Consider the following 13,858-nt stretch of genomic DNA (forward strand, 5'->3'; position numbering starts at 1 on the left):
TGCGCACTGGTTTCTCGAAAGCGAGCGACAGTTCAGCCTGCAACCAACGTCCCGTTTTCGATACGCACGCGTTGACCCTGGTTAAACGGCGGCGCCTGGTGATAGGTGAAGTAACGCGTCTTGCCGCTTTCCATATGCACGCGCACTGAATAATCGGTGGTGCTGCGCAGGTGTTTTTCGACCGCATTGCCGCCCAGGCCGCCACCGAGTGCGCCAAGGATCGTCATGCCGGTACGGCCGCCCCCACGTCCAAACTGATTACCGATCAGACCGCCCGCCACCGCGCCACCTACCGCGCCGATACCGGTCCCCTGGCCCTCATGCCGCACAGCCGAGATTGCTTCTACCGTACCGCAGCTCGCGCAATAGGCAGGTTGAACAGGCTGCTGCTGTGCGTAGTTGGGCTGCTGTGTAGGAACGGGCTGCTGCGCCACTTGCTGTTGCTGCTGGGCTGCTTGAGCTGCCGCGCGCTGCTGGGCTTGCTGCTGAGCAAGCTCTTCCTGCTGCGCTTGCTGTGCCTGTTGTTGCTGGGCGGCGGTGGGCTCTGCGGGCTGGACCGCCGGTTGAGTTGCGACTTGCGCGGCTTGGCTCTGATCGTTAGTCGGCGAGGTGCTCGACGCTTTCGGGAACAGTCCGGTGACCGCCGCCGTAGCGGCAAGGCTGGCGATGATCACCGCACCTGCGGCCGTTGCCACCAGCGGATGAATTCTCCGCTCACGCGGGCCGCCGGGATTCGGCGAATTCTGTGTGGTCATGTTATTGCTGTTATCCATTTTTGGACCTCCGTCTCAAGGCAGAGTGTGACGATATTGGGTCTGACGCTTCTCGCGTTTTCACGACAGCAGTGTCGGACAATCTGAAGCGCAAGGTTTGTCAATTTGTAACGTTTTCTGGTAGTCATTGGATGCAAGAAACGCACCGGATTGAACATGTGCCCAGTCGCTTTGTTTTATAAGGGTTTTCCAGATCGGATGCCTGCAAATCGGAAAACCAGGCAGGCGGCTTTTACCGAAAGTTACAAACTCAGGCGTTTCTTGGAACGAAAAAAAGGCGCTTTCGCGCCTTTTTTACAAACATGCCGTTGTCGCAGATGCTCAGTCTTCGCGACGCAAATGCGGAAACAGGATCACGTCGCGGATGCTCGGGCTGTCGGTCAGCAGCATGACCAACCGGTCGATACCAATTCCGCAGCCACCCGTCGGCGGCATGCCGTGCTCCAGCGCGCGAATGTAGTCGGCGTCGTAGAACATGGCTTCCTCGTCGCCGGCATCCTTCTGGTCGACTTGTTTCTGGAACCGCGCTGCCTGGTCTTCCGGATCGTTCAACTCCGAGAAGCCGTTCGCGATTTCGCGGCCCACAATGAATAACTCAAAGCGTTCCGTGATGCCCGGAGCCGTATCCGAGGCCCGCGCCAACGGCGAGACTTCCAGCGGATAGTCGACAATAAATGTGGGCTCCCATAATTGCGATTCGGCTGTTTCCTCGAACAACGCGAGTTGCAACGAGCCAACGCCCGCGTTCAGGAACTGCGGCTGCGATGCATCGACGCCAAACTTCTTCAGTTCGACTCGCAGGAACGCGATATCGGCGAGTTGTTCGTTCGTGTATTGCGGCGCGTATTTCTGAATCGCTTCGCAAATCGTCAACCGATGGAACGGCTTTGACAGATCCAGTTCACGCCCTTGATACACGATGCTCGCATCGCCGCGCGCATCGACAGCTGCCTGACGGATCAGCGCTTCGGTGAAGTCCATCATCCACGTGTAATCCGTGTACGCGGCGTAGAACTCCATCATCGTGAACTCGGGGTTGTGTCGCGGCGACACCCCTTCGTTGCGGAAATTGCGGTTGATTTCGAACACGCGTTCGAAGCCGCCGACCACCAGCCGCTTCAAATACAGTTCCGGGGCGATACGCAGGAACATCTGCATGTCGAGCGCGTTGTGATGCGTGACGAACGGCTTCGCCGCCGCGCCGCCCGGAATGGGGTGCAGCATCGGCGTTTCCACTTCCATGAAATCCGCCTTCGCCATGAAACTGCGGATCGATGCGAACGCCTTCGTGCGCGCAATGAACGTCTGGCGCGTTTCCGGCGTCACGATCAGGTCGACGTAACGCTGGCGATAGCGCATTTCCTGATCGGCGAGACCGTGGAATTTATCGGGAAGAGGGCGCAGCGCTTTGGTCAGCAGGCGCAGTTCCGTGCAACGCACCGACAATTCGCCCTTGTTCGTGCGGAACAAAACACCCTTCGTCGCGATGATGTCGCCCAGGTCCCACTTCTTGAACGCGTCGTAGACCTCCTGGCCGACGTCCGCGGGCGTGATGAAGAACTGGATCTGGCCGCTGCCGTCCTGAATCGTCGCAAAACTCGCCTTGCCCATCACGCGTTTCAACATCATCCGGCCCGCGACCGCGACTTGCAGCGGCTCGGCTTCGAGCGCTTCCTTGTCTTTATCGGCGTAATCGGATTGCAGCGCGGCGGCCTGGTGCGTCGGCCGGAAATCGTTCGGAAACGCAACTCCCTGCTCCCGCAGCGCACGGAGTTTGTCGCGACGCTCGGCGAGGATCTGGTTTTCTTCGGGTTCGGGAACTGCGGCCGGCTGAGTCGGTTCGATCATGATGTGTTTGGCTTTGAATGCGATGGATGCGGCTTGGGTCGTGGGCCTGACGCTGCGTCCAGGATATTTTCGTCTAGCCGCGTGAGCTTGAGCGTTGAAACCCGGCATTGGAGTACAGGCCACACGGATGTCGCAATAGTAGCGAAGCAATGCTGCGATGAATTTCCGTGGACGAAGCAACGTCGAAACGATGCGGTTGGCGCGGCGGTGTATTACCGGAACCGCGCCGTTTGCTCGAATTTTCCTTACACGCCCTGTTTAAGACTTGCGCCGATGAAGTCGTCCAGGTCCCCGTCCAGCACGGCTTTCGTGTTGCTGATTTCCACGTTCGTGCGCAAGTCCTTGATACGGCTGTTATCGAGCACGTACGAGCGGATCTGGTGACCCCAGCCCACGTCGGTCTTGCTGTTTTCCAGGTTGTCTTTCTCGACCTGGCGCTTACGCATTTCGAACTCGTACAGCTTCGCTTTCAGCATCTGCATGGCTTCGGCGCGGTTACGGTGTTGCGAGCGGTCGTTCTGGCACTGCACGACAATCCCGGTGGGCGCGTGAGTCAGGCGCACGGCCGAATCGGTCTTGTTGATGTGCTGTCCGCCGGCACCGGATGCGCGATAGGTATCCGTGCGAATGTCTGCCGGATTAATGTCGATTTCGATGGAATCGTCGACTTCCGGATAGACGAAGATCGATGAAAACGACGTATGGCGTCCGCCCGATGAATCGAAGGGCGACTTGCGCACCAGCCGGTGAACGCCCGTTTCCGTGCGCAGGAAACCGTAGGCGTATTCGCCTTCCACCTTGATGGTCGCGCTCTTGATCCCGGCCACGTCGCCGTCGGATTCTTCCAGCACTTCGGTCTTGAAACCCTTGCGCTCGCAATAGCGAATGTACTGGCGCATCAGCATTGCCGCCCAGTCGCACGCTTCCGTGCCGCCGGCGCCGGCCTGGATATCGATAAAGCAGTTGTTCGGATCGGCCGGGTTCGAGAACATCCGGCGGAATTCCATGTCTTCAACGCGCTTTTCGAGCCCTGCCGCGTCCGCTTCGCATGAAACGAGCGTGTCTTCGTCGTCTTCTTCGCGGGCCATGTCGAAGAGATCTTGCGTGTCGCGAAGATCGTTATCGAGGTCCGTGATGGTCGTGACCACGGTGTCCAGGAGCTTCTTCTCGCGGCCCAGGGCCTGGGCGTTTTTCGAGTCGTTCCAGACGTTCGGGTCTTCTAGTACCCGGTTGACTTCGTCAAGACGCAGGGCCTTGGCGTCGTAGTCAAAGATACCCCCGGAGCTCGCCAGCGCGACGGCGCAGGTCGGCGAGGAGGTTCTCGATTGCGTTTAGACGTTCCGCTTCCATTTGATCGTTTTCAGGTTTTTTGGCTAAGAGGGAAATTATAGCTTAGCGAGAGGGGCGCATCGGCGGGTGGTTGCGACCGGGCGCCTTGGGCACGTACTTGTATTTTCAGCCAACCGCGTGCTCAACAATCATCTGCACCCGCGCGACCCCATTCCAGGTATCGGAAACCAGCCGGTACGCCACGACGGTGCGCGCCGGCAGCGTTTCCGTGTGATTAAACCAGATGGCGTTGAACCGTTGCTGCCCGCGCCGCAATTGCAGCTTCAAATGCTTGTCCTTGACGAGCGCCTGGGACGCCACTTCAAACTCCCCGGAAAACACAGGCGCCGGAAAGCCTTGCCCCCAGACCGCGCCATCGATCAATTCAACAAACTGCGGCGTGAAATAAGCGTCTTCGAGCTCGCCGTCGGTTTCCACCACCCGTGACAAGGCGTCCGACGTCAACCATTCACGGCCGACGGCTTCAAACGCCGCGGTGAACCTCGGGATATCAGCGGTGACAATCGTCATCCCCGCCGCCATCGCGTGGCCGCCGAATTTCACGATCATCCCGGGCTCGCGTTTGGAGATCAGGTCGACGGCATCGCGCAGATGAAACCCTGGAATCGAGCGCCCAGATCCCTTCGATAAAACCCCGCTCTCATCGGCATGAGCAAACGTGAACGACGGCCGGTGAAACTTCTCCTTCAGCCGCCCGGCGACAATCCCGATGACGCCTTGATGCCACGCTGGATTGAACAACGTCAACGTCGCGGAATTCGCCGGATCGATTGCCGCGAGTTCCTCGAGCGCCTGTTCCTGCATGCCGGCTTCAATTTCACGCCGCTCCCGATTGATCGAATCCAGTTGCTGTGCCAGTTCCCATGCGCGGCCGATATCATCGGTGATCAGGCATTCAATCCCGAGCGACATATCCGATAACCGTCCCGCCGCGTTCAGCCGCGGCCCCAACGCAAAGCCGAGATCGAATCCCGATGCGGCGCGTGCATCGCGCGCGGCCGCTCGAAACAGCGCTGCGATGCCGGGTTGCATGCGACCCGCACGAATCCGCTTCAGGCCCTGCGCGACCAGGATCCGATTGTTCGGATCAAGCTTCACGACGTCGGCGACCGTGCCGAGCGCAACCAGATCGAGCAGGCCGTCCAGACGCGGTTCGGGCGCGTCAGTGGTGAAAGCATTGCGGCGGCGCAACTCCGCCCGCAATGCGAGCAGCACGTAGAAGATCACCCCCACGCCCGCGATGCACTTGCTCTCGAACGTACAGCCCGGCTGGTTCGGATTGACGATTGCGCGCGCGGGCGGCAGGTCGTCGCCGGGTAGATGGTGATCAGTCACCAGCACGTCGATACCCAACGCATTCGCGGCCTCGACGCCATCGACGCTCGCGATGCCGTTGTCCACGGTGATCAGCAGATCCGGTTTCCCCCCCGCACGACTCGCGGCCAGCGCGACGATTTCAGGCGTCAGGCCGTAGCCGTATTCGAACCGGTTCGGCACCAGGTAATCGATCTGCGCGCCGAACATCCGCAAGCCGCGCACGGCAACGGCGCACGCGGTGGCGCCGTCGCAATCGTAGTCGGCGACGACCAGCATGCGGCGTTTCGCTGCGAGCGCGTCGGCGAGAACGGCGGCGGCTTCATCGCAGCCTTTCAGCCCGACGGGCGCGTGCAATTTCTTGAGTTCGGTCTCGATCTCGTCCGGCGAACACACGCCGCGCGACGCGTACAGACGCGCAATGACAGGATGAACGCCATGCCGTACGAGGACGGCGGCATCGGCGGGAGAGGGTGCACGGGTGACGATTCGGGTCATGCGGACAGGCCGGTGATGATGCGTTTCATTCGCTTCGTTTATTCGATAAGCAGCGCTGCGATCGGACGCCGCCGCCAGAATTTGCGCAACGCGCCGCGCGTAACGGCCAGCGACACGGAGCCGGTGTCGCTGCACAGCGTGAGGCGCAATGTGCCGAGCGTGCCGTTTTCGAGCGCGGCGAGGGCAGGTGCGAACCACTCGCGCTCCAGCGTCCCGAGCGCGTCGTTCCAGCGCGCCCAATCCTGTTCGATGAACGGTGCGGAAAACGGATCGAGTTCGACAAGCGCACGGCCATTGCTAGCCATTGTTAAAGCCATAAAAGCGGCGAAAGATTCCGGTGGCGCTTGAGGCGCGATATTGGCGGCCAGTGCAAGGCCGCGTGTGGCCGGCGCGTTCGACATCACCTGCGCGAACGGGCTCGTCACGCCGCGTAGCGCGCCTTGCGCGTGCAGCCAGATCGAATTGATCGCCGGCAAGCCACGCGCTTCTCGCGCCTCGTTAAGCGGATGTTCGAACCATGCCATCTGCACTTCGTTTTGCAGTTTCATCCACGCGCGCGAGCGCTCGCCGGTGCCGGCTTCATGCGGCAGCCAGATCTCGATGTTGCGCCCGCTCGCCCGCAACGGCGACGCGCCTGCCAGCGTGCCGAGATTCGCTCCGGCGACGTACCAACGCGCCGGTTTCGGCGCCTGAATTATCAGTCCGAGGTCTTCTATCAGCGGTTTGACGACATCGAATAACGTCCGGGCTTCGTGATCGTCCACATCCAGCGTTGCCGGATCGATCAGGACCAGATGGTCACGGGCGATGCGCACATGCACTGGCTCGACGCATGCCCAGATGGTGTCGCCGGGCGTTCCGCCGTCGGCGAGCAACATATAGGGCGCGAGCGGCGCTTCGTCGCTGGCCTGCCCGGGCGCCTCGTTGACCACGCCGAACTGCTGCGCAATCCAGCGTTCATGCGGCAGCGTGCGCTGGAAATCCTCGCCGATCACGCGCTCATTGAGCGTCGCCCGGGCGAGCAGCCGGTCGAGCGCGGGGCGGTCCAGCTTGTGCAGCGCAGTGGCGGCGTCCGCGGCCGATGGCAGCGCGAACGGCAGGAGAAGATGAAGGTCTGGGAGCTTGGGTGTGGGCATGATGCTGCGCATTGTATGGCAAAGGACCCGCAATTTTCCGGGTGCCTCCCCTTTGCCTCGATTGCTTTACCTGACAGATCCGCAGCAAGCAATAAGTCATGCGAGGACAACTGCCGGACACGGAAAGTGGGTCCTGGACCGCGTCAAAGCTGAGGCCGGGCTGTAGTGCTGACAGTGCGCGTGTTGCACGCCGGCACGGGTTCTATCGCTCGGGGGGCAGCTCGCCCACCCAGTTCGCAGACCCAAATCAGAAAACCTGCCGCCAAGGTATGCGACGATACGCGGAGCCCGCGCGCGGCTCCTTTTCCCTTATTGCCCGGCTTGACTCATCACGCGCGCCATCACGCGCGCGACAACTCACGCGGTTCGACCTTGCGATCGATTTCACTGCGCGTTGGCAATGTTTTCAGGTCATACATGGCCTGGAGATTCAGCCAGAATTCGGGCGTTGAATCGAAGTAGCGTGCCAGGCGATAAGCGGTGTCGGCCGTGACGCCGCGCCGTTCCTTCACGATTTCATGCAGACGCGTAGCCGGCACGTTCAACGCCAGTGCCAAGGCGTTCACGCTCATTTCGAGCGGAACCAGATAATCTTCCCGCAAGATCTCGCCCGGATGAACCGGACGCATGCCGTTCTTGGCCATGTGCTTCCCCATTCAGTGATAGTCGATGATTTCGACGTCGACAGGACCCTTCGTCGTCCATTTGAAACAAACGCGCCATTGGCCGTTAATCCGAATGCTGAGCTGCCCGCGCCGGTCACCGGAAAGAGATTCGAGCCGGTTGCCTGGCGGTGACTTCAGATCTCGTATTTCCACCGCAGAGTCGAGTGCCGAGAGCCTTCTGATCGCGACGTCAGCGATTGCCCGAAATCGTTTTGGCGTTTCGCCTTCGTACAGTCCTTGAGTGTCCTTGCATCGGAACGTTTGTATCATTATCTTCATCGTATTACGTTTTGCGTAATACGTCAACAGTTATGGTGGTGAGCCGTGGCAGCGGCTGAGGCTGAGTTTTTGAGGGGATGTTGCCGTGTGGGTGACTCAAGCGAGTATGAACCGGGGCGCGGGCGTGAGAAGTCGTCCGAATGGCCGGCATGGTGGCTTGCACCATCGTTTTTCGCTCCGCCACGTCACGCGGGCTAAAGGAGTGGCTAAGAATTGTGTGGCAAACTTCGCGCTTGATCGCAGACGGATCGGTGCGTCCCGCTCGCGCCAGATCGATACGGTAAGGATTGAGAAGGTGTTGTGATTGCCGCTCGGGCAGACTGGCTCGGGTTAGCAAATGGCGCATGAAAGATGGCGCAAGGCATCGGTCGCGCTCTTCGCGGGCGCGTGGATTGAAAAAAGCAGCCATGCGCCGGATGCGCGATGTAGAGATTGAAGAACGGATCGAAGAACGTTAGAACGCTGAAAAGGAATCGCTTGAAACTTCCCTACGAATGGCAGATCGGCTGGCGCTATACCCGCGCCGGCAAACGCACCACCGGCAACGGTTTCATCTCGTTTATCGCGCTGGTATCGATGGCTGGTATCGCCCTTGGCGTCGCTGCGCTGATCGTGGTGCTCTCGGTAATGAACGGGTTCCAGAAAGAGGTCCGCGACCGCATGTTGTCCGTGCTCGCGCACGTCGAAATATTCTCGCCGACCGGGTCCATGCCCAACTGGCAACTCACCGCGCAGGAAGCGCGCAAGAATCCGGAAGTGATCGGTGCGGCGCCCTACGTGGACGCGCAGGCGCTATTGACGCGGCAAGGCGCGGTCAGCGGCGTGGCGTTGCGAGGTGTGGAGCCGTCGCTGGAACCGGAAGTCTCGGATATCGGCAAGGAGATGCGGGGTGGCAAGCTCACCGATCTCGTGCCGGGCGGCTTCGGCATTGTGCTGGGCGCGGATCTGGCGACCAATCTGGGGGTGACCACAGGCGACAAGATCACGCTGGTCGCACCCGAAGGCACGATCACGCCGGCGGGCATGTTGCCGCGGCTCAAGCAGTTCACCGTGGTCGGCGTGTTCGAGTCGGGGCACTACGAGTACGACTCCACGCTCGCGCTGATTTCCATCGCCGACGCACAGGCGCTGTTCCGGCTGCCGGCGCCGACAGGCGTGCGCCTGAAGCTGAAGGACATGCAGCGCGCGCCGGAAGTAGCGCGGCAACTGTCGCGAACGCTCACCGGCGACCTCTATATCCGCGATTGGACGCAGCAGAACAAGACCTGGTTCTCGGCCGTGCAGATCGAGAAACGCATGATGTTCATTATCCTGACGCTGATCATTGCGGTGGCGGCGTTCAACCTGGTCTCATCGCTGGTGATGACCGTGACCGACAAACAAGCTGACATCGCCATCTTGCGCACGCTTGGCGCGCAACCCGGCTCGATCATGAAGATCTTCGTGATCCAGGGCGTGACGATTGGTTTTATCGGCACGGCGATCGGTGTGTCGCTGGGGTGTCTCATCGCGTGGAGCATTCCGTGGCTCGTGCCGATGATCGAACATCTGCTTGGCGTGCAGTTCCTGCCGCCATCGGTGTATTTCATCAGCGAATTGCCGTCGGAACTCGTCCCTGCCGACGTCGCGCGGATCGGCCTGATCGCGTTCGTATTGTCATCGCTCGCGACGCTCTACCCGAGCTGGCGCGGCGCGAAGGTTCGCCCGGCGGAGGCGCTGCGCTATGAGTGATATGAGTGATTACAACGGCAACATCGTGCTCGAAGCATCGGCGATTTCGAAGACGTTCGTGCAGGGCGGCTTCAACGTGCAAGTGCTGGACAACGCGGAATTGCAGGTCCGGCGCGGCGAGAAACTGGCGATCGTCGGCGCGTCGGGGTCGGGTAAAAGCACGCTGCTGCACGTGCTTGGCGGCCTCGATGAACCCAGTGCCGGCAAGGTTTCGCTGCTGGGCAAGCCGTTCACCGCATTGCGCGAACGCGAACGCAACGAACTGCGTAATCGTGCGCTCGGTTTCGTGTATCAGTTCCATCATTTGCTGGCGGAATTCAGCGCGCTCGATAACGTCGCCATGCCGCTGCGCATTCGCCGCATGAGCGAAGCGGACGCACGCAAGGAAGCCATGGCCGTGCTTGATCGCGTGGGGATTGGCCATCGGGCTAAACATCGGCCGGGTGAATTGTCGGGCGGCGAGCGTCAGCGCGTGGCGATTGCGCGCGCGCTGGTCACGCGTCCGGCGTGCGTGCTCGCCGATGAGCCGACCGGCAACCTCGACGGCGCCACTGCGGACACGGTGTTCAACTTGATGCTGGAGTTGTCGCAGACGTTCGAGACGAGCTTCGTGATCGTCACGCACGATCCCGATCTCGCCGCGCGCTGCGACCGCATCATGCGCTTGCGTGACGGCGTGTTGTTCGAGGAGCCGGTCGTCCCTGTTTAATTGCCGGTCGATCGCTTGATGATCGCCGGAATGCTGGAGGCGTTGCATGTGGATCGACACGCACTGTCATCTCGATGCATCCGAATTCGATGCCGACCGCGATGACGTTGCGGCCTCGGCGTTGAAAGAAGGTGTCTCGCGGATCGTGATTCCTGGCGTGGCACGCGAGAATTTCGAGCGCGTGCGTGCGCTTGCGCATCGCATTGAAGGCGGTGCTTACGCGTTAGGCATTCATCCGTTGTTCACGCCGCGTGCGCAGGACGACGATCTGCGCGTGCTGCGCGAGCAGATTGCCGCGAGTATGGAGGACCCTCGGTTTGTGGGCATCGGCGAAATTGGGTTGGACTATTTCGTCCCCGGTCTCGACGATGCGCGCCAAACTTTCTTCTATAACGAGCAGCTCAAGCTCGCACGCGAGTTCGATTTGCCGGTGATCTGCCATGTGCGCAAATCGCAGGACAAAGTGCTCAAGGGGCTGCGCGTGTTCTCCGTCAAACTCGGTATTGCGCACGCGTTCAACGGCAGTTTCCAGCAGGCCGAAGCGTTCATCACGCATGGCATGCGCCTGGGTTTTGGCGGCAACCTGACCTTCGAGCGCGCTCGCCAGATTCGACGTCTCGCTGCAGAGTTGCCGCTGGACGCAATCGTGCTCGAAACCGACGCGCCCGATATCGCGCCTTCATGGCTCTACAAGCATCGTAACGCGCCCGATCAGGTGCCTGGCATTGCCCGGGTGCTTGCAGAGTTGCGCGGCATTGACGAAGAGACGCTTTCCCTAGGCACAACGGCTAACGCGCACGCCGCGCTGCCGCGGCTCGGCCTTATCTCCGCATAATCAGTTCCTCGTATTGGTTCGATTGCAGGCATTGAAGGGCAGTTCTCTCCTTCGATGCGTCTGCGCTCGCGCCGAGATTTTGAGGAGCGTGCGTGCGGGGTATCTTGATCGGCTTTGCTTTGGGAATCGTATGTTTGCAACAGCAGGCTGTGTTGCCCAGCGCCCTTATTTTGTGGGCACTTTTCCTCCTGCTCGGGCTAGCCTGCGTGCTTGCGGTTTGTTTCCCGACGTTGCGCCTGGCATGGCTGATTGCTGCTGCTTTGATTATTGGATTTGGTTACGCCGCGTGGCGTGCAGAGACGCGGTTGCAAAGCATCTTGCCTGTTGCGTTCGAGAGCCGCAACATCGAGTTGACCGGATTCGTGCGCGGATTGCCAATGCCAGGCGCGGACGGCACACGGTTCCTGTTTGAAGTCGAATCGAACGATGCCGCGTTGACGAACTTCCCGCGTGTCGTGCAACTATCGTGGATGGCGACGGATGCATCTAAACGTGGTCCTGCGGCCGTGCCGCCGCCTGCCCTTTGGGCCGGTCAACGATGGACGCTGGTCGCGCGATTAAAGCGCCCGCATGGCAACGCGAACTTTCGCGGTCGCGACGCCGAAGTGGCGCTGCTCGCCCGCAACATTCGTGCGACGGGTTACGTTTCCATGCCGGGAGTTGCGCGGCGTTTGCCCGCCGACGCACACGGCTTCGCGCTGACGATCGATCGTTGGCGTGCGCGCTTGCGCGAGCGAGTTTTAACAGCACTCGAGGGCGCTGCGCATCGAGGCATTGTCGTGGCGTTGGCAACGGGCGCTCAAGACGTGGTTAGCGACACCGACTGGGCCTTGCTGCGCGCGACCGGGACGAGTCATCTGGTCGCGATTTCCGGACTGCATATTGGCTTTGTCGCGGGGCTCGCGGCGCTCTTGAGCGGCGGGTTATGGCGGCGCTTGCGCTGGCGCAGGTTGCCCGCGCCACTGATCGTATCAACGCAAAAAGCGGCAGCCGCCGGTGCGGCGGTATTCGCGGCCTTCTATGCGGCGCTCGCCGGATTCAACGTCCCCGCGCAGCGATCGATGTGGATGTTGTGCTTCGTCGCGCTTGCTGTGTTGAGCGGCCGCCGGCCGGCGTCTTCGCTGGTGCTCGCGTGGGCGTTGGCGTTGGTGCTGATTGCCGATCCGTGGGCGGTGACGGCAGCGGGATTCTGGTTGTCGTTTTGTGCTGTGGCCGCCATCCTGTACGCGATTGCGTCGCGTGGGCGGCAGGCATCGCTTGGTTTCGCGCAGGAGTACGCGGCGCCTCAGGCAGACGAAGATCGTGCCGCGAGCGAACCCAGCGATGAGGCCGGAGTTCAACCACGCCGCCACATCCGCGACCGGCTTGGCGACATGATCGTGCGAGCCCGGGTTCGCTTACTCGCTTGGCTCAGACCGGCGGCACGGCGCATCGGCCGCGGAATCGCATCCAGCGCGCGCGTGCAGTACGCAATCACGCTCGGACTCGCACCGCTCACCGCCTACTGGTTTTTCCAGATTCCACTGCTAGGGCCGCTGGCCAATGCGTTCGCGATTCCCTGGATCAGCTTTCTCGTTACGCCGACCGTGCTCGCGGCCGTCTTGCTGCCGGCACCGCTTGACGTATTTGCCTACCGCGCGGCGCATAGCATGCTGACCCCGATGTTCGACGCGCTCGCCCACCTGTCCGGACCCGCATGGACGCTCTGGCGTTTGCCGCAACCGGATGGTTTTGCGCTGACGGCAGCGGCGTTCGGGGTGATATGGGCGCTCGCTCCGCGTGGCTGGCCGCTGCGGTTCGCCGCTCCGCTTACCTGGTTGCCGCTGGCGCTACCCATCTCTCAAGCGCCTGCGAACGGCGCGTTTCGCGTGACGGCGCTCGACATTGGCCAAGGATCTTCTGTCGTCATCGAAACCACGCATCACACCTTGCTCTTCGATGCGGGTCCGGGCCCCGAATCCACGCATGCGGGCGAGCGGCTTGTGGTGCCGTATCTCTTCGCCCACGGCCTCTTCACGCTCGATACGCTGATGATCAGCCACTCCGATTCCGATCACTCGGGCGGGGCGCCCGCGGTGCTCGAGAGCATTCAGGTCCGGCAATTCGTGGCGTCGCTGCAGCCGCATGAAGCGTTGTGGACGACGGCGCAGGATCACGGCAGCGCTTTGCTGCGCTGCGTCGCGGGGCAGCGCTGGCAGTGGGACGGCGTGATGTTCGACGTGCTGTGGCCGCAGGCAGGGCCGCTTGCGGCCAAACCGAACGCGACGTCATGCGTGCTGAAAGTGACGAGCGCAGCGGGGCGCTCGGCGCTTTTGGCCGCCGACATTGAAGCCGACGTCGAGCGCCAGTTGATTCAACTCGGGCAAGGTGAAGCTGCCACGCTCCAGGCTGATGTGCTGATCGTGCCGCATCACGGCAGCAAGACGTCGTCTACCGAGCCTTTCCTCGACGCCGTGAGTCCGCGCGTCGCGGTATTTCAGGTAGGCTACCGCAACCGTTTTAACCATCCGAATCCGACGGTGTTCGAGCGGTATCGCTTACGGCATATCGAGTTATCGCGCAGCGACGAAGACGGTGCGGCGCGCATGGAGGTGTCGTCGGGGGTGTCCATCGAGCGTTTCAGGCAGACTCACGCGCGCTACTGGATGGGACGGTGAATCGAACGTTAAGAACATTAAGAACGTTAAAAATGAGACGCTGGAAAGAGCGTTGCAAAAAAA

Annotated in this window: 11 protein-coding genes; 4 read left to right on the forward strand and 7 right to left on the reverse strand. The window is 61.3% G+C overall.

The features are described 5' to 3' along the window. Positions 1 to 32: 32 nt before the first annotated feature. The 7 genes from ACSOSP_RS00850 to ACSOSP_RS00880 all read right to left on the reverse strand — a co-directional run bounded on the left by ACSOSP_RS00850 (position 33) and on the right by ACSOSP_RS00880 (position 7,863). Positions 33 to 773, reverse strand: coding sequence for a glycine zipper 2TM domain-containing protein (locus ACSOSP_RS00850; RefSeq protein ID WP_455309032.1), 741 nt, complete (start codon positions 771 to 773; stop codon positions 33 to 35). Positions 774 to 1,094: 321 nt separating this feature from the next. Continuing rightward, positions 1,095 to 2,621, reverse strand: a complete 1,527-nt coding sequence (gene lysS / locus ACSOSP_RS00855; protein WP_455309034.1) for a lysine--tRNA ligase — start codon at positions 2,619 to 2,621, stop codon at positions 1,095 to 1,097. Positions 2,622 to 2,866: 245 nt separating this feature from the next. After that, positions 2,867 to 3,971, reverse strand: a protein-coding gene (gene prfB / locus ACSOSP_RS00860; RefSeq protein ID WP_455309035.1) for a peptide chain release factor 2 whose coding sequence is annotated in 2 segments (ribosomal slippage) — positions 2,867 to 3,889 and positions 3,891 to 3,971 — 1,104 coding nt in all. Because the reading frame shifts where the segments join, the coding sequence is not laid out codon by codon here. Positions 3,972 to 4,076: 105 nt separating this feature from the next. Further along, entirely contained in the window at positions 4,077 to 5,783 is a 1,707-nt protein-coding gene (gene recJ / locus ACSOSP_RS00865; RefSeq protein ID WP_455309037.1) for a single-stranded-DNA-specific exonuclease RecJ, read from the reverse strand. A gap of 38 nt (positions 5,784 to 5,821) precedes the next feature. Then, positions 5,822 to 6,931 carry a regulator gene (locus tag ACSOSP_RS00870; protein ID WP_455309039.1) on the reverse strand — a complete coding sequence of 370 codons (1,110 nt, stop codon included), beginning with the start codon at positions 6,929 to 6,931 and terminating at the stop codon, positions 5,822 to 5,824. Between the two features lie 329 nt (positions 6,932 to 7,260). Continuing rightward, positions 7,261 to 7,563, reverse strand: coding sequence for a HigA family addiction module antitoxin (locus tag ACSOSP_RS00875; protein WP_455309040.1), 303 nt, complete (start codon positions 7,561 to 7,563; stop codon positions 7,261 to 7,263). A gap of 12 nt (positions 7,564 to 7,575) precedes the next feature. Next, positions 7,576 to 7,863 (reverse strand): type II toxin-antitoxin system RelE/ParE family toxin, encoded by a 288-nt coding sequence (locus ACSOSP_RS00880; protein WP_035568578.1) that lies wholly within the window; start codon positions 7,861 to 7,863, stop codon positions 7,576 to 7,578. Positions 7,864 to 8,340: 477 nt separating this feature from the next. Here ACSOSP_RS00880 and ACSOSP_RS00885 point away from each other — a divergent pair, with 477 nt between their 5' ends. The 4 genes from ACSOSP_RS00885 to ACSOSP_RS00900 all read left to right on the forward strand — a co-directional run bounded on the left by ACSOSP_RS00885 (position 8,341) and on the right by ACSOSP_RS00900 (position 13,795). After that, a complete protein-coding gene (locus ACSOSP_RS00885) occupies positions 8,341 to 9,594 on the forward strand; it encodes a lipoprotein-releasing ABC transporter permease subunit (RefSeq protein WP_455309042.1) in 1,254 nt (417 codons plus the stop codon). Continuing rightward, positions 9,587 to 10,303, forward strand: a complete 717-nt coding sequence (gene lolD, locus ACSOSP_RS00890; protein WP_455309043.1) for a lipoprotein-releasing ABC transporter ATP-binding protein LolD — start codon at positions 9,587 to 9,589, stop codon at positions 10,301 to 10,303. The genes ACSOSP_RS00885 and lolD overlap by 8 nt, the downstream gene beginning before the upstream one ends. A 46-nt stretch (positions 10,304 to 10,349) precedes the next feature. Beyond that, on the forward strand, positions 10,350 to 11,138 hold the full coding sequence (locus tag ACSOSP_RS00895) for a TatD family hydrolase (RefSeq protein ID WP_455309044.1): 789 nt from the start codon (positions 10,350 to 10,352) through the stop codon (positions 11,136 to 11,138). Positions 11,139 to 11,230: 92 nt separating this feature from the next. Next, positions 11,231 to 13,795, forward strand: a complete 2,565-nt coding sequence (locus ACSOSP_RS00900) for a DNA internalization-related competence protein ComEC/Rec2 (RefSeq protein ID WP_455309045.1) — start codon at positions 11,231 to 11,233, stop codon at positions 13,793 to 13,795. The last annotated feature ends 63 nt before the right edge of the window (positions 13,796 to 13,858 follow it).

It is taken from the genome of Caballeronia sp. KNU42 (assembly GCF_053760385.1).

Coding starts and splice junctions, on each gene's coding strand:
- recJ (WP_455309037.1), bottom strand. CDS start 5,783: ATGACCCGAATCGTCACCCGTGCACCCTCTCCCGCCGATGCCGCCGTC.
- ACSOSP_RS00895 (WP_455309044.1), top strand. CDS start 10,350: ATGTGGATCGACACGCACTGTCATCTCGATGCATCCGAATTCGATGCC.
- ACSOSP_RS00880 (WP_035568578.1), bottom strand. CDS start 7,863: ATGAAGATAATGATACAAACGTTCCGATGCAAGGACACTCAAGGACTG.
- ACSOSP_RS00875 (WP_455309040.1), bottom strand. CDS start 7,563: ATGGCCAAGAACGGCATGCGTCCGGTTCATCCGGGCGAGATCTTGCGG.
- lolD (WP_455309043.1), top strand. CDS start 9,587: ATGAGTGATATGAGTGATTACAACGGCAACATCGTGCTCGAAGCATCG.
- lysS (WP_455309034.1), bottom strand. CDS start 2,621: ATGATCGAACCGACTCAGCCGGCCGCAGTTCCCGAACCCGAAGAAAAC.
- ACSOSP_RS00850 (WP_455309032.1), bottom strand. CDS start 773: ATGGATAACAGCAATAACATGACCACACAGAATTCGCCGAATCCCGGC.
- ACSOSP_RS00870 (WP_455309039.1), bottom strand. CDS start 6,931: ATGCGCAGCATCATGCCCACACCCAAGCTCCCAGACCTTCATCTTCTC.